Raw genomic sequence first — 15682 nt, forward strand, 5'->3', positions numbered from 1 at the left:
TCAAAAATGTGCTTTTCTCAAGCTACTGCGTTGTAGCTTGTTTACCACTGCGTTGGCTCTTGCCTTGAATGAAAGCCATCATTAATTTCCATCATTAAATTTAAAGGTATCCTGATAATCAACTCTTCCCTAAAGATCATTTTTGCCGGCACTCCAGACTTCGCCGCCACCGCACTAGAGGCGTTGCTGGCGCAACAATTTTCTGTAGTCGCGGTGTTGACCCAGCCCGACAGGCCTGCTGGCCGCGGCATGCGACTCACAGCCAGCCCAGTCAAGCAACTTGCCTTGACGCATAGCCTGCCCCTACTACAGCCCGCTTCATTAAAATCTGTCGATGTGCAACAAGAGCTTGCCAATTATGCGGCGGATGTAATGGTGGTTGCGGCTTATGGGCTGATACTGCCATCAGCGTTACTGCAGCTGCCACACTACGGCTGTCTGAATATTCACGCTTCACTATTACCGCGCTGGCGCGGTGCGGCACCTATTCAGCGCGCTATTCTGGCGGGCGACGACAAAACCGGTGTCACCATTATGCAAATGGATGCTGGGCTCGATACTGGCGACATGTTGCTTAAAAAATCCTGTTCGATCACTGCGCATGACACCACGCAAACATTGCATGCCAAATTGGCGAAGCTGGGCGCTGAAGCTATCGTCGAGGCACTGCACCTGCTGGAACAAGGACAATTAAAGTCTATGCCACAGAATGCGGCCGAAGCAACTTATGCTGCCAAACTCAGCAAGACAGAAGCGCTAATTGACTGGTCAGAAAATGCCACACAAATTTTGCGTGCGGTGCACGCCTACAACCCTTTTCCTATTGCATATACGATTCTTAATGGGGTACCTGTCAAAATCTGGCAGGCCAGCGTGCGCGACGGGACTGAAGGTGAAGCGGGGACTGTGCTGGCTATAGAAAAAAACGGCATTATTGTGGCATGCGGCCAAGGAGCATTATGCCTTGAGGTATTGCAGCGCCAGAATGCCAAGGCATTGCCTGCATTGCAGTTTATGCAGGGATTTGCAGTGCATCCCGGCGACCGTTGCACTTCATTCCTCTGACATGCATATAGCACAACGGGGTGCCAGCCAAGTTGTCTGCCAAGTGCTGGCCGGACGCAACCTGAGCCAGACATTGAGTGCGGCTTTGCAGACTACGCCTGGCCAAATTAGGCCCGAATTAACACCACAACAACGTGGTGCGCTACAGGATTTGAGTTATGGTACGCTGCGTTTTTACGGTCAGTTAGTGCGCGTGCTGGATCAATTGTTGCACAAACCGGTGCAGGATATGCAACTACGTTGCCTGTTATTAGTGGCTTTGTATCAACTGCTGCATACCAAAGCAGCGCCCCATGCGGTGGTAGATCATGCCGTGCGCGCTGTGCGAAAGTGCAATGCAGCAGCTGGAGGACTGGCAAATGCGGTGCTGCGCAATTTTTTGCGCAACCGCGAGGCATTACTTGCAGTCGCGGCCACCAGCGAGGAAGGCCGCTTTGCTTATCCGCAATGGTGGATAGCTGCAGTCCAGGCGCAATATGGAAGGCATTCGGAGGCAATCTTGCTAGCGGGTAACCAGCATCCACCCATGACACTGCGTGTGAATCGTCGATGCATCAGTACCGCAGATTATCTGGCACTGCTTGCGCAGCATGATATTCAGGCCAGTCTGATCGAGCCAGATGCTGTGCTGTTGAGACACCCTCTCCCGGTAAATAAGTTACCAGGATTTTTCGACGGTCTGGTTTCAGTGCAGGATGCGGGTGCGCAATACGCAGCACGCTTGTTGGACGTGCGAGATGGAATGCGTGTACTTGATGCGTGCGCTGCACCGGGCGGAAAGAGTACTCACCTACTTGAGCTGGCGCAACTTGATCTGCTCGCTTTAGACAAAAATGCGCAACGTTTGGAACTAGTACGTGAAAACCTGCAACGTCTACAATTGCATGCACAGTTGCAAAACGGCGATGCGGCGCAACCCGATAGCTGGTGGGATGGCAAACCATTCCATCGAATTTTGGCCGATGTACCCTGCTCCGCCTCCGGCGTGGTCCGGCGCCATCCCGATATAAAGTGGCTGCGTCGTCCGGGCGATATCAATGGGTTCGCGCAACAGCAGTTGCATATTCTTTGCGCGTTGTGGCGGTTGCTGGAAAGAGATGGAAAGCTGCTATATGCAACCTGTTCCATTTTTGCGCGAGAAAACCAGCAGGTTATCAATGAATTTTTAAATCAGCATGATGATGGCAAACAATTGCCGCTGTCCATGCCCAATTTAAATGAAGGTCAAATATTCCCCGATGACCAGCGCGATGGTTTCTTTTATGCATTACTGCAAAAGCATGCATAACCTGGCGCGATTGCTGGCTGTGTTGCTGGCATTATGGCTGAGCATTTCGGCCGTCTGTGCCGAGGGTATTACAGTGCGTAAAACGGAGGCGCGGTTTTCTGACGGCAGTTACCAACTTTCGGCTGATTTCGACATTAGCTTAAACTTTGTTGTAGATCAAGCACTGACGCGCGGGGTGCCTCTGTATTTCATTACCGAATTCACCCTTATTCGTCCGCGTTGGTACTGGCTGGACGAAGTTATTGCGAAAAATGAACAAACTGCCAAACTATCTTACAACAAACTGACACGCCAGTACCGCATCACGCGTGGCTCTCTGTTCCAAAATTTCTCTAGCCTGGGCGATGCATTGCGTATTATCAGTCATCAGTCTGCTGCACCTATTGATACTATGCTGCTCCAGAATAACAATAGTTATATTGCAGCGCTGTTACCCCAAAAGGGGGACTACATTGCTGCCACGCGAATGCGTCTGGATGTAACGCAATTACCGAAACCGTTGCAAGTCAATGCCTTGGCCACCCAAGATTGGAGCTTTGATACCAATTGGTATCGATGGATAGTGCGCCCCGCAGTATCTGCCGCAGACCGCGAAAGTGAGTAGGCAGTGAAGTATTTGATTTTCATCAGCGCACTGCTCGGCAGCTTCCTGCTTTATCTGCTGTCAAGCGCAAGCGCTAATACTGAGCTGTTTTCGCGCAACTACTATGTACTGCTGACTTTGGCCGGGGTCCTGGCATTGTACCTAACCGTGCTGGTTGGCTATCAATTATGGCAGTTACGCGGCAAGCTTAAGGCACAAGTATTTGGTGCAAAACTCACCCTGCGTCTGACGCTATTTTTCATTTTGATTGCGATCCTGCCCGGTTTGCTGGTGTATGCTGTTTCGGTACAGTTTCTTGATAAGAGCATCGAGTCGTGGTTCGATCTTCGGGTAGAAAAAGCGTTGGAGGGCGGTTTGAACCTGGGCCGAAATGCTCTGGAAACTGGTCTTAAGGAATTGAGCAAGAAAGGTCAGTCCACCGCCCTGTTGCTTGCAAAACAATCACCAGGTCAATACACCAAAACTTTGGCCCAGCTAATAAACAAAGGTACTGCTCAGGATGTTGCATTGTTTAACAAAAGCGGAAAGCTACTTGCGTTTGCCAGTAGTAACCGCAAGCCGCCTCCAGATGCGCCGGATGCCGAAATGCTGCGTGAGGCAGGCCAGCAGGGGCTACATAGCATTATTGATACACTGCCTGATAACAGCCTGATATTGCGTGCGCTGGTGCTGGTTAAGCCACAGCGATTGTCGGCCGGGGCGCGTATCCTGCAGTTGACACAACCAGTGCCCAAACAGCTTGCCGCTGACGCAGAAATGGTACGGGCGGTTTATCGCGATTACCAGGAACTGTCACTGTCTCGTTTGGGATTGAAGCGCTTGTATGGCATCACGCTGACGCTATCGCTGTTGATTGTATTGTTGAGCGCGGTGTCAGCTGCTTTTTTTATCAGTGATCGCCTAAGCGCACCGCTCGCAGCGCTGGCCGAAGGAACGCGGGCGGTTGCGCAAGGCGATTTTTCGCGTCAGCATCCAATTAAAAGTAGTGATGAGCTGGGTGCCCTGACCGGGCTATTCAACCAGATGACATTACAACTGGCCGATGCAAAAACCACGAGCGAGCAGCAACAGCGCCAAGCGGAAGATGCTAAAGCTTACCTGGAAAGCATGCTGGCACACCTATCATCTGGCGTTTTGGTAGTGGATGAACAATTCAGGCTGCGTTCTGTCAACAGTAGTGCGGCGCAGATACTTGGGGCATCGCTCCTGGATATGCAGGATGTGCCCTTAGCGGAAATCGCCGTGCGGCATCCCCTGTTACGTCCCTTTTCCGATGCGGTCATGCAGGCCTTTAATGAAGTGACAAGCGGCGAATGGCAGCGTCAGATTGAGCGGCTCAGCAAGAATGGTGATCAGATATTATTAATGCGCGGCACCCGGCTATCCACAGCGACGAACAGTAGCTACGTAGTGGTGTTCGACGATATTACCCATTTGCTGCAAGCGGAACGTCAGGCTGCGTGGGGCGAAGTGGCACGTCGTTTGGCGCACGAAATTAAAAATCCACTTACACCTATTCAGCTGTCTGCGGAGCGCCTTCAGCACAAGTTAAGCGCCAAGCTGGATGGTAGCGACGCACAGCTATTACAGCGAGCCACGCAGACTATCGTGAGTCAAGTGGCGGCAATGAAAAACATGGTAACGGAATTCGCAGATTATGCCCGGGCGCCTGCTCCCAAATTGGTGGTGCTGGACATGCACCAGCTACTACGCGAAGTGCTCGGGTTGTATGAAGCTAACAGCAGTCCGATTACCTTGCGCTTGAATGCGATGAAAACTTTGGTGAAGGGGGATGCGACGCGCTTGCGTCAAGTGATTCATAATTTGTTGCAGAATTCGTATGACGCTTTACAAAACGTGACTCAACGGGAAATTATCCTGAGCACGGCAGAGGAAGGCGGTGCATTAAAATTGTGTGTGCAAGACAATGGCAGTGGTTTTCCTGAACATTTGCTGGCGCGCGCTTTCGAACCTTACAGGACGACTAAGCCCAAGGGTACTGGACTAGGTTTGGCAATCGTGAAAAAAATTGTGGAAGAACACGGTGGCAGTATTGTTATTGAAAATGTAGCAACTGGTGGAACGCGAGTAAGTGTTACCTTGCCCTTATTAATAGAGGTCGTGTAAAAATGGCAACTAAAGAAATCCTAGTAGTAGATGATGAAATCGGAATACGCGAGTTGCTCTCGGAAATCTTGTTTGACGAAGGTTATCACGTGCATCTGGCTGAAAATGCTATTCAGGCCCGGGATTTTCGCAACCGGCAGGTGCCGGATTTGGTGTTGCTGGACATTTGGATGCCGAATACCGATGGCGTCAGTCTGCTCAAAGAGTGGGTAGGACAGAACTTGTTGACTATGCCAGTGATCATGATGTCAGGGCACGGCACCATAGAAACAGCACTTGAGGCGACGCGCATCGGTGCAGTGGATTTCCTTGAAAAACCCATTGCGTTACAGAAATTGCTTGATGCTGTTGCCAAGGCAATCAGGCTGGGTGCAACACCAAATATTCGGCAGGAAACTACATCGTCAGATTTAACTGACAGGGGAAACGTGGCGACCATTTGGGAGACTGCGGCGCAATTCCCGTTGCCGCTCGACTTGCCATTACGCGAAGCGCGTGATCATTTTGACAGCCTTTACTTTAATTATCATATGCATAAAGAGAATGGCAATATGACCCGTGTGGCGAAGAACGTTGGTTTGGAACGCACCCATTTATATCGCAAATTAAAACAGCTCGACGTTAAGTTCGCCAAGAAGGGTTTGGACGAAAATTAACAATTGCAAACGGAAATATCAGGTTGGTTTAGGGTGAAAAACATAAAATGAATATAGCTTAAGATATGCAAGCCGTATTTTCTCTAATGTTTAGTTCTCGAATTAATTGTTGCGCCTTTCGGACACTGCGCAAATGCGCTGCATGACGGTGGGACCCGGCTCTTGAAACTCACCTTGTTGATAGGCAATTACTGTCAGGTGCGGGAAAAAAACCTCCAATAGCTCATTAGAGCGCAGCAAAAAATCCGGGTTTTTTGGTCGCCCAAAGCGCTCATTGCCATCCATGAAGGTTTCGTAAATCAGCACTCCACCAGCATTCAGCGACTCGATCAGTAGCGGCAATAGCGGCCGATGCAGATATCGGCTGACAACTATGCCATCAAAGCGATGGCCAGAATATGGCCAAATATCATTCTCCAAGTCTGCGACCATGGTTGATACATTAGATAGCTGTTGTAGCCCGGCAAGAGCTGCCGCATCACGATCCACGGCATTTACTCGCCAGTTGTTGGCCACAAGCCAGCGCGTATGGCGTCCGCTGCCACAAGCTAAATCGAGTACCTGACCGCCGCTACGAATCAATTGAGCATAGTGGCAAATCCATGGCGATGGAATACCCTCGCGTTGTAATGGAGCAGTGTTTCCGTTATGTTCTGTCATCTCAAAAATGGTGTTAGCTCTGTGAAGCACTTCAACTGCATGGTTAAGGTTAACTTTGCGTCGGTAAATTCGTAGTTACTGTAGGGTAAGGTCACCATTTTGCTGGTGACAGCTTGCTTAGCAAGACCGCACGATATTTTCCTTTCAAGATATCATAATATGAAAGGTGCCAAGTGTTTCTAAAAATGTCAATTCCTGCAATAATCCAAGGCGAGAAACAATATTTGTTAAATTGAGGCAGCATAACCATGACGCAAGATGAGTTAAAGCTCGCGGTGGCACAAGCCGCAATAGCGTATGTCCCGGCGAATTGCATCGTAGGAGTGGGCACCGGCTCGACGGCCAATTTCTTTATAGACGAGCTGGGAAAGATCAAGAAAAAAATATGCGGTGCGGTGGCCAGCTCCGAGGCTTCAGCGCAGCGCTTAAAAGAGCATGGCATCCAGGTGGTCTCGCTGAATGATGTGGGTAGCTTATCTGTTTATGTAGATGGGGCAGACGAGATTACGCGTCATTTGCATATGATCAAGGGCGGTGGCGGCGCATTGACGCGCGAAAAAATAGTAGCCGCCGCGAGCAAAAAATTTATTTGTTTATGCGATTCAAGCAAGCTAGTGGATGTTCTTGGGCGCTTCCCATTGCCGCTGGAGGTGATCCCCATGGCTAGCAGCTATGTGGCACGCCAGATGGTGCTGCTGGGTGGTCAGCCCAAATTGCGTGAGGGTTTTGTTACTGACAATGGCAACCTCATTCTTGATGTATCTGGCCTAAAAATATTGAATCCGGTGGAGCTGGAAACTACGTTGAATAATATTACGGGTGTGGTCACCAATGGCCTGTTTGCGCGTCGTGGGGCAGACGTACTGTTGCTGGGAACTGCAAGCGGGGTGCAGACCTTAACTGCATAGTATGTAATAAAATTGTCACAGTACGCGAGTAGTATCACCAACCTTTATCCATAAAAGGATTTGAATCATGGTCTCCACAGAACATACCTCTAAGCAATTTGATGCCGAGCTGGAAGCGGTGCGTGCGCGAGTATTACAAATGGGTGGACTGGTGGAGAGTCAAATTCGGCTCGCTATTGAGGCGCTGGTTAATGGCGATGTGCCCCTGATGAACCGCATTATTAATGATGATCATCGCGTTAACGCGATGGAGGTAGAAATCGACGAGAGCTGTAACCAGATTATTGCTCGCCGCCAACCTGCCGCAGGTGACTTGCGTATGGTGATGACGGTAATCAAGACTATTACTGATCTCGAACGTATCGGCGACGAGGCGGAAAAAATAGCGCGCATGGGCAAACTGCTGTCGCAGAGGAACAGTCTCATTCTGCCACGTTATACGGAAATCAAGCATGCCGCCGAAATGGCTCTGGACATGCTACGCAAATCGCTGGATGCCTTTGCTCGCCTTGATCTTGCCTATGCGGCCCAAGTGGTGCGTCAGGATGAGTTGGTTGATGAGGAATTCCGCACCATCATGCGCTACCTCATCACCTTCATGATGGAAGACCCGCGCACCATCTCCACTGCACTGGAAATTCTGTTCGTCGCCAAGGCCATTGAGCGCATCGGTGATCATGCCAAGAACATGTCCGAATATGTGGTTTATATGGTCAAGGGCAAGGACGTGCGCCATGTCACCGTGGAAGAAATTGAGCGCGAAGTTTTAGAGTAATTGCCAGGGCGCGCTTACGCACCATCATCATTGGTGCATTAGCCGCCGGTAATGTTTCAGTCAAAGACGTTCGCGCGGAATTGCACCTTCGCCAATCTTAATGAGCTGAAATATTCTGCGGACTTAGGCTGGTCAAGTCATCTGCAAGTGATCCAGCCCCGCCATTATGTCGAGATTCTTGGAACTTTGACTTTCCAGCTTAAAACGCAGACGCAGATCGTTGACCGAATCGGCATTCTTTAGCGCTTCTTCATAGCTGATCAGATTGGCTTCGTGCAGATCGAACAGCGCTTGATCGAAGGTCTGCATCCCAAGCTCGCGCGATTTGGACATCACTCCCTTGATTGCAAGCACCTCACCCTTGAAGATCAAGTCAGAGATGAGCGGTGAGTTAAGCATGATTTCCATGGCCACTGAGCGGCCTGTCCCATCCACCCGCGGGATTAGGCGCTGAGAAACAAGTGCCTTGATATTGAGAGACAAATCCATCAGCAATTGCTCGCGGCGCTCTTCCGGGAAGAAGTTGATGATGCGATCCAGCGCCTGATTCGCACTGTTGGCGTGCAGGGTAGCCATGCACAGGTGGCCGGTCTCGGCGAATGTCACAGCATATTCCATGGTTTCGCGGTCGCGTATCTCACCGATGAAAATGACATCCGGTGCCTGGCGCAACGTGTTTTTCAATGCGATTTGCCAAGAATCGGTGTCTACTCCAACCTCGCGGTGAGTGATGAGGCAGTTGATGTGCTCATGCACAAACTCAACCGGCTCTTCGATGGTGATGATGTGGCCGTACGTATTCTGGTTACGGTGGCCAAGCATGGCTGCCAATGTTGTGGATTTGCCGCTGCCAGTGCCACCAACCAAAATGACCAGTCCGCGTTTGGTCATTGCCACATCCTTTAGTATCTCTGGCATCCCCATTTGCGTAAGATCGGGAATCTTGGTGGTTATGGTGCGCAACACCATGCCTATACGTTGCTGCTGCATAAACACATTAACGCGGAAGCGGCCAATGCCGGCCGGACTGATAGCGAAGTTACATTCGTGTGAAGCTTCGAATTCGGCGGCCTGACGATCGTTCATGATGCTGTTCGCTAATTCCATGGTGTGTTGCGGTGTAAGCACCTGTTGTGAAACGGGGGTCATCTTGCCGTCCACCTTGAATGCTGGCGGGAATCCTACAGTGATAAACAGGTCAGATGCCTTCTGGGCAATCATCCCCCGCAACAGATTATGCATTAGCTCGGTAGCCTGATCTCTTTCCATGATGAACTCCTGATAACCCCTTGATTAACCGACAAACGTATCCTTGTTAGCTGCCTTGGTGCGCGCTTCTGCAGATGATACGACATTACGCTTGACCAGATCTTGCAGGCATTGGTCTAGCGTCTGCATTCCAAGAGCACCGCCGGTCTGGATGGAGGAATACATCTGTGGCACCTTGGCTTCGCGAATCAGATTGCGGATGGCTGGAGTGCAAATCATAATTTCATGGGCTGCCACACGACCGGTACCATCTTTTGTTTTAAGTAAGGTTTGTGAAATAACTGCACGTAGTGATTCTGACAGCATGGCGCGCACCATTTCCTTTTCGTCAGCAGGGAAGACGTCAATGATGCGGTCGATGGTCTTGGCCGCAGAACTGGTATGTAGTGTTCCGAACACCAAATGACCGGTTTCAGCCGCAGACATGGCCAAGCGTATGGTTTCCAAGTCGCGCATTTCACCTACCAGGATAATGTCTGGGTCTTCGCGCAATGCGCTACGTAAAGCGTTTTGAAATGAAAGAGTATGCGCGCCCACTTCGCGCTGGTTGACCAAACACTTTTTACTTTCGTGAACAAATTCAATCGGGTCCTCCACGGTCAGAATGTGCCCCATTTCATGTTCGTTGCGATGATTAACCATCGCTGCCAAAGTGGTGGACTTACCCGACCCGGTTGGGCCCGTCACTAAAACCATACCGCGCGGATAATCGGCAATAGACTCAAAAATTTTGGGAGCCTTGAGGTCTGCCAGGGACAATATTTTGGATGGAATGGTCCGCATCACCGCACCCGCACCGCGCTGGTGGACAAAGGCGTTTACGCGGAAACGTGCGAGTCCCGGGATCTCAAAAGAAAAATCGATTTCCTTATTTTCTTCATAGATTTTGCGTTGCCCGTCATTCATGATGTCATACACCATGGCGTGCACTTCCGTGTGTAGCATCGCCGGCAAGTTGATCTTGCGTATGTCGCCATGCACACGAATCATCGGTGGCAACCCAGCAGATAAGTGCAAATCGGAAGCCTTGTTTTTGACACCAAAAGCAAGCAGTTCGGTAATGTCCATATATAATCCTAGTAAATTCGCAGAACTGAACTATCGCATGAAAATAAGTTAGGGGCGCGACTACGCGACTAATGGCGTCTCTACCGCACCTTCACATTGGTGCCTTTCAGAAAATATACCGTGCAATCATCACAAATTAATGAAGTATTCGGTTTGACGAGCAGTTAATTATGACCGCGATCACTTCCAACTTGCAAGCTGTCAATTATGCTATTTCACAGGTTGTTTGCATGGCTCATCGCCGCAAGGAAAGTATTGAGCTGCTGGCGGTGAGCAAGGGGTTTTCTGCTGTTGCAGTGCGCGAAGCATACCAAGCCGGGCAACGCGCTTTCGGTGAAAGTTACATCCAGGAAGCCTTGGATAAAATTGAGCTTCTACGTGACTTGCCGCTACAGTGGCATTTCATCGGGCCGGTACAGAGTAATAAAACGCGGGCCATAGCAACGCATTTTGCATGGGTACACAGCGTTGACAGGCTGAAAATCGCTGAGCGCCTGTCAGCACAGCGGCCAGCAAGTTTACCGCCACTGAATGTATGTATACAGGTTAATGTGAGCGGAGAAGACAGCAAGAGCGGCGTAGCCCCTGGCGGATTGGTGGAGCTGGCACAGGCTGTGGCGTGTTTGCCACAACTTAAGTTGCGTGGGCTGATGGCTATTCCTGCGCCTGCTGAAGGATTGGAAGCTCAACGCATACCGTTCGCCAAACTGCGCGAGCTTATGCAGCAAATCAACACGCAAGGGTTGGCACTGGATACTTTATCGATGGGAATGTCGCATGATTTCAGTGCGGCAATACTGGAAGGGGCGACTATCGTGCGCGTCGGGACGGCAATCTTTGGCGAAAGAAACTACGGGGGGAATCAATGAAAGTTTGTTTTATCGGGGGCGGCAACATGGCGACCGCACTCATTGGCGGCTTGCTTAAACAGAACTTTGTTGCTGCGCAGATAAGCGTAGTGGAAATCAATGTCAGCCACCATGCCAAGTTACACAATGAATTTGGGGTGCAAGCGGTAGCTGAACTGGAAGTGGGGGTGGCAGGCAGTGATGTGATTGTATTAGCGGTCAAGCCGCAGCAGTTGCACGAAGTCGCAATAAGTCTGGCGCCATTGTTGACTGGGCAATTGCTTATCTCGATAGCGGCCGGTATTCGCGCCGCTGATCTGGCGCACTGGCTGGGTTCGCAAAAAATTGTCCGCGTCATGCCCAATACGCCCGCCTTAATTCAGAGTGGAATTTCTGGCTTGTATGCTCTTCCTGCAGTAAGCAAGACTCAGTGCGACACAGCGCAAACCATACTCGGTGCGGTGGGCAGCACTATATGGCTAAAAGACGAAGTAATGATGGATGCGGTTACTGCGGTGTCTGGCAGTGGCCCCGCCTATGTGTTTTATTTTATCGAGGCGCTACAACAGGCGGCCAGCGAACTTGGCTTCGATGCAGAAACGGCACGCTATTTGGCAATCAACACTTTCAGCGGTGCAGTTAAACTTGCCGATGCCAGTAGCGATGATGTGAGCGTGCTGCGCGCGCGCGTTACTTCCAAAAATGGCACTACCGAGTGCGCTCTGCTCAGCATGGAAGCCAATGCGGTCAAGCAACATATTGTTACGGCGGTGCAGGCTGCTGCCAAGCGCGCCAGGGAAATGGGAGACGAACTTGAGAGTGCGCCATGCTGAGTGAAGCACTACAATTTTTGTTTGACACTTTGCTGCAGCCGTTCGCTGTCATATTGCTACTGCGCTTCCACTTGCAATGGCTGCGCGCGCCGATGCGCAATCCACTGGGTGCATTCATCATGACGCTTACCAATTTTCTGGTACTGCGAGCGCGCCGGTTTATTCCTTCTGCCTGGGGTTTCGATATCGCCACCTTGCTGCTGGCTTTCGTGGTGGAAGCGATTTATCTCGCCGCCACGCTCTGGTTACAGGGTTTACCTATTGACTTCCCCGTACTCGGATTGCTTATGTGGACAGCGGTCAAGCTGCTCAAGCTCAGCCTATACTTGCTCATGGCGGCGCTGTTTATTCAGGCACTATTATCGTGGTTTAATCCACATTCACCGATGGCAGGTTTGATGGCCGCGGTGACGCAGCCTTTTCTTCGGCCCCTGCAACGGCGTATCCCACCCTTCGGTAATATAGATTTCACCTTGCTACTATTGCTTATCGTGTGCCAACTCATTCTCATCGTGCCGCTGCGTTGGTTGGAAAGCTTGGTCTTGAGTCTGTTTTGAACGTGTGGTATCGCCGCGAAGGAGATGTCATTACGCTGGTGTTACATGTTCAACCGGGTGCCAAACGTACTGAGGTGATGGGCTTGCATGGCGATGCACTGAAGATTCGCCTAGCCGCTCCACCCATTGAGGGACGTGCCAATGAAGCGCTACTGCGCTTCATTGCTGGCAGCTTTAATGTTCCACTACGCAACGTCGAGCTAAAACAAGGGGCGCTGTCACGCCATAAAGTAGTGCTGGTAAATAGCAGTACATTGGAACCGGAGAGCTTATTTAATTCTGAAAATTTGTTCAAAACGAAATAATAAATGTGTCGCGCTTGCTTTCAATATAAGCATTGGTGTCTAGGAAACCAGTGTCGTATCGCTTTATATCCCGAGTGAAACCAGGTCAGGCAAGTTTTTATTCGGATCAAATAAGAAGCATGTAGTACATACTGCCGCATTTTTATGTGCTTTGAATGTCGCCAGGTCAAATCGCAATTACATGGCCATCGACTACAGTTTTGTTAGAATTCAAAAGAAGCGGTGTGTTCAATCAAGGTCGAATAAACTCCGAAATCTTTATAAACCGTCAGAGCTGCTTTCAAATCAGCAATGATTTCCGGTTTTTTTTCCTGTAACTCTTCTGGCAAATTCATTATAACCAGTTTCCAGTTTGCCCAACCTCTGGAACCCAGTACTTTCCCATTGCTAATCCGAAGCCGGACAAATATCAATGTTCCTTTCCAGTAAAAGGTAAAGTCGTGTTGATTCCTGAATTCGTCTTCGCCTGAAACGATCCATCGAAGGTAGATGTCATTCTCACGATCGATAGTCCAATCTGGTCGCACATTCGCTTTGCCATAACACTGGTTAATTTCCTCTAATCCGTATTTCTTAATGTCCTCCTCCGGGACGTATTCATTCACAAATGCCATGGTTTTGTTCTCCTGTTCGTGTTGTGGTGTAGGTTGAATTGTTCTTGATGCATATTAATTTTTATACTGCGCCCCTTCAACTTTGCTGCAACCGCCCCCGTACAATCATGCACCTAATAATATCATTCAACGGTATGGATATGCGTTTCCACATGGTCAATTGCAATATGTGAATTTTAAATTTTCGCACAGATATGAAGCTACGCTGAAGAGTAGCTTTTGTAAGTAAATTTAAGTGGCAAGCTGCGTTAATATCTGAGCCTTTTAAACGATCAAATAATAACGGTGTACAAATGGAGAATACCTGCGAGCAATACGAGATATGCTGTCAATCATGGAATCCAACGGGTTAAGTAGCGAGTAGTATTGCTGCATAAACTCTGCCATTGAGAGGTGGCCAAGTCTTCCTAAGTGCATTGTATGTTATAGCAGACCTTGATGTACTCGCGGATTTCCCGTTTTGCCTACATCATATGCCAAGCTTATTGTGTAGCGTCTAACCAGGGTATCGGCTGGCACTTGTCACAGGAATTAAATCTGACCGTATCTATCGTGATTTCATCGCGAAACAGGCCGTACATTTTTTTGAAGTCGCATTTCATCTTTCGGCCTCCGGTTCAAGTTCTTATTCGACGAAACGTAGGACTCTACGGAGGCCAGCTTACCCTGACAATGCCTTACACCAACTCCCGCATGGCAAAGCCGATCAGCAGGGTGAGCGACGTTAAGCCTATGCCGAAGCCGATCATGCGGCGGCGATTGAGCTGCGTCCAAAGTACGACACCGGTTAATGACAGCAGGATAATGCTTCCAGCCAACGTATCTGCGAGAAGAATCCAAGGTATAGCAACGCCGTTACCTTTGTGCAGGTTGGTCAATGTACCGAATACATTTTGGTCACTACGCTTGACTGAGACGAAGTTGTTACCGGCCCAATATTCCGCCTGCAGGTTGGCTTGAGGCGAGCTAAATGTAACCGACCAATGCGCAGGTTGCTTCAGGGTCTTATCACCCCATGCCACAGGCTTGGCCGGTTCACTACGTTCCCGTGAGGCAGGGCGATCGACCATCAATTCCCGTTGCAGCCAGCTTGCCATTTCTTTCACGTTGGCCGGTGCGGGAGTAGGTAAAGGAATTTGCAGCATGGTTTCTTGAACTTGCGCAGCCGGTATTTTCAGCACAGTGCGGTGATTCAGCAAGATTCCTGTCATCCCAAAGAGCAAGCCTATGGCCGCACCCCAGAGTCCGATCCAGCCATGTGTTTTGCGCAGCCATTTCAAAAAAACGGCGTGCCGTAAACGAATGTCGCGATCTTTGGAATCAATTAGATCGCTATTAACTCCATTCACTGGGCTGGCATTGTGAGATTTATTGAGTTGAACAATTGTAGTCATAGGGTCACTCCAGAAAAATTTTTATGGTGCACCCCACATCCGCACCAGATTGTGATAGCAACCGGTTAGATGTGTCCGCGCAGTTTCATCCGCATTGGCGGTATTCAGCCGTTGAATTGCGGTATCGAGATCGAACAGTAACGTGCGCTGGCCGTCATCCGCAATCAAACTTTGAACCCAGAAAAAACAGGCGGTACGAACGCCGCGTGTTATCGGCGTCACCCGATGCAAGCTGGTAGCCGGATAGATCAGTAGATCGCCTGCCGCGAATTTCGCGGTGTGCATACCGTAAGTATCTTCGATCTGCAATTCACCCCCATCATATTCGTCGGGTGCAGAGAGAAATAATGTGGCAGAGACATCAGTGCGGATTTTTTCACCTGTGCCAGGTATCAGCCGCATACCACCATCGACATGACTGCCAAAATACATGCCGCTTTCATATCGATTAAACATCGGAGGATAAACCCGATTCGGCAGGGTGGCGCTGATAAAGAGCGGATGGCGTTCGAGTTCGGCCAGAATCAAATCGCCTAACTCGTACGCAATGGGTGTGTTTTCCGCGATCTGCAAATTACGCTTGACCGGCGCTCCCTGATGGCCTGCCGTCGCGCGACCATCGACCCATGCCTCCCCTGCTGCATCAAGTTTTTCTCGCACAAAGCATACCTGTTCAGCGCTCAATACCTTGGGGATTTGTACTAACATGGA

The 15682-nt window shown here is 50.0% G+C and carries 17 protein-coding genes and 1 pseudogene; 12 read left to right on the forward strand and 6 right to left on the reverse strand.

The window, feature by feature from the left end:
* The first annotated feature begins 117 nt into the window (after positions 1–117).
* From fmt to MJ768_RS15400, 6 genes and pseudogenes are all read left to right on the forward strand, one after another.
* On the forward strand, positions 118–1065 hold the full coding sequence (gene fmt, locus MJ768_RS08335) for a methionyl-tRNA formyltransferase (RefSeq protein ID WP_256449845.1): 948 nt from the start codon (positions 118–120) through the stop codon (positions 1063–1065).
* Between the two features lies 1 nt (position 1066).
* Positions 1067–2353, forward strand: a complete 1287-nt coding sequence (gene rsmB, locus MJ768_RS08340; protein ID WP_239290288.1) for a 16S rRNA (cytosine(967)-C(5))-methyltransferase RsmB — start codon at positions 1067–1069, stop codon at positions 2351–2353.
* Positions 2328–2957, forward strand: a complete 630-nt coding sequence (locus tag MJ768_RS08345) for a DUF4390 domain-containing protein (protein ID WP_239290290.1) — start codon at positions 2328–2330, stop codon at positions 2955–2957. The genes rsmB and MJ768_RS08345 overlap by 26 nt, the downstream gene beginning before the upstream one ends.
* A gap of 3 nt (positions 2958–2960) precedes the next feature.
* Positions 2961–5084 (forward strand): sensor histidine kinase, encoded by a 2124-nt coding sequence (locus MJ768_RS08350; protein ID WP_239290292.1) that lies wholly within the window; start codon positions 2961–2963, stop codon positions 5082–5084.
* Positions 5085–5086: 2 nt separating this feature from the next.
* Positions 5087–5456 (forward strand): annotated as a pseudogene (locus MJ768_RS15395) (response regulator); the annotation flags it as partial.
* Between the two features lie 158 nt (positions 5457–5614).
* A complete protein-coding gene (locus tag MJ768_RS15400) occupies positions 5615–5740 on the forward strand; it encodes a helix-turn-helix domain-containing protein (protein ID WP_445082981.1) in 126 nt (41 codons plus the stop codon).
* A gap of 102 nt (positions 5741–5842) precedes the next feature.
* On the opposite strand, the gene MJ768_RS08360 is transcribed toward MJ768_RS15400, so the two are convergent.
* Positions 5843–6430, reverse strand: coding sequence for a class I SAM-dependent methyltransferase (locus MJ768_RS08360; RefSeq protein ID WP_239290305.1), 588 nt, complete (start codon positions 6428–6430; stop codon positions 5843–5845).
* Between the two features lie 218 nt (positions 6431–6648).
* On the opposite strand from MJ768_RS08360, the gene rpiA reads away from it, so the two are divergent.
* Both rpiA and phoU read left to right on the forward strand, forming a co-directional pair.
* Positions 6649–7308 carry a ribose-5-phosphate isomerase RpiA gene (rpiA, locus tag MJ768_RS08365; RefSeq protein WP_239290307.1) on the forward strand — a complete coding sequence of 220 codons (660 nt, stop codon included), beginning with the start codon at positions 6649–6651 and terminating at the stop codon, positions 7306–7308.
* Between the two features lie 67 nt (positions 7309–7375).
* Positions 7376–8083: a phosphate signaling complex protein PhoU gene (phoU, locus tag MJ768_RS08370; RefSeq protein WP_239290309.1), complete on the forward strand. Its 708-nt coding sequence runs from the start codon at positions 7376–7378 to the stop codon at positions 8081–8083.
* Between the two features lie 132 nt (positions 8084–8215).
* Here phoU and MJ768_RS08375 read toward each other — a convergent pair whose 3' ends face one another.
* Both MJ768_RS08375 and MJ768_RS08380 read right to left on the reverse strand, forming a co-directional pair.
* Positions 8216–9352, reverse strand: a complete 1137-nt coding sequence (locus tag MJ768_RS08375; RefSeq protein WP_239290311.1) for a PilT/PilU family type 4a pilus ATPase — start codon at positions 9350–9352, stop codon at positions 8216–8218.
* 24 nt (positions 9353–9376) lie between these two features.
* A complete protein-coding gene (locus MJ768_RS08380) occupies positions 9377–10420 on the reverse strand; it encodes a type IV pilus twitching motility protein PilT (protein ID WP_239290313.1) in 1044 nt (347 codons plus the stop codon).
* A gap of 170 nt (positions 10421–10590) precedes the next feature.
* On the opposite strand from MJ768_RS08380, the gene MJ768_RS08385 reads away from it, so the two are divergent.
* From MJ768_RS08385 to MJ768_RS08400, 4 genes are read left to right on the forward strand one after another with little or no spacing between them, the layout of a single operon-like run.
* Positions 10591–11289 carry a YggS family pyridoxal phosphate-dependent enzyme gene (locus tag MJ768_RS08385; protein WP_239290315.1) on the forward strand — a complete coding sequence of 233 codons (699 nt, stop codon included), beginning with the start codon at positions 10591–10593 and terminating at the stop codon, positions 11287–11289.
* Positions 11286–12101: a pyrroline-5-carboxylate reductase gene (gene proC, locus MJ768_RS08390; protein WP_239290327.1), complete on the forward strand. Its 816-nt coding sequence runs from the start codon at positions 11286–11288 to the stop codon at positions 12099–12101. Before MJ768_RS08385 ends, proC begins: the two co-directional genes overlap by 4 nt.
* Positions 12095–12658 carry a YggT family protein gene (locus MJ768_RS08395; RefSeq protein WP_239290329.1) on the forward strand — a complete coding sequence of 188 codons (564 nt, stop codon included), beginning with the start codon at positions 12095–12097 and terminating at the stop codon, positions 12656–12658. Before proC ends, MJ768_RS08395 begins: the two co-directional genes overlap by 7 nt.
* Positions 12655–12963 (forward strand): DUF167 domain-containing protein, encoded by a 309-nt coding sequence (locus MJ768_RS08400; protein WP_239290331.1) that lies wholly within the window; start codon positions 12655–12657, stop codon positions 12961–12963. The genes MJ768_RS08395 and MJ768_RS08400 overlap by 4 nt, the downstream gene beginning before the upstream one ends.
* Positions 12964–13166: 203 nt before the next feature.
* Here the strand turns inward: MJ768_RS08400 and MJ768_RS08405 are convergent, their stop codons facing one another.
* The 3 genes from MJ768_RS08405 to MJ768_RS08415 form a co-directional block, all read right to left on the reverse strand.
* On the reverse strand, positions 13167–13577 hold the full coding sequence (locus tag MJ768_RS08405; RefSeq protein WP_239290333.1) for a hypothetical protein: 411 nt from the start codon (positions 13575–13577) through the stop codon (positions 13167–13169).
* 677 nt (positions 13578–14254) lie between these two features.
* Entirely contained in the window at positions 14255–14971 is a 717-nt protein-coding gene (locus tag MJ768_RS08410; protein ID WP_239290335.1) for a PepSY-associated TM helix domain-containing protein, read from the reverse strand.
* 21 nt (positions 14972–14992) lie between these two features.
* Positions 14993–15679: a Fe2+-dependent dioxygenase gene (locus tag MJ768_RS08415; RefSeq protein ID WP_239290337.1), complete on the reverse strand. Its 687-nt coding sequence runs from the start codon at positions 15677–15679 to the stop codon at positions 14993–14995.
* Positions 15680–15682: the final 3 nt, after the last annotated feature.

It is taken from the genome of Candidatus Nitrotoga sp. 1052 (assembly GCF_927312905.1).
Classification (GTDB): Bacteria; Pseudomonadota; Gammaproteobacteria; order Burkholderiales; family Gallionellaceae; genus Nitrotoga.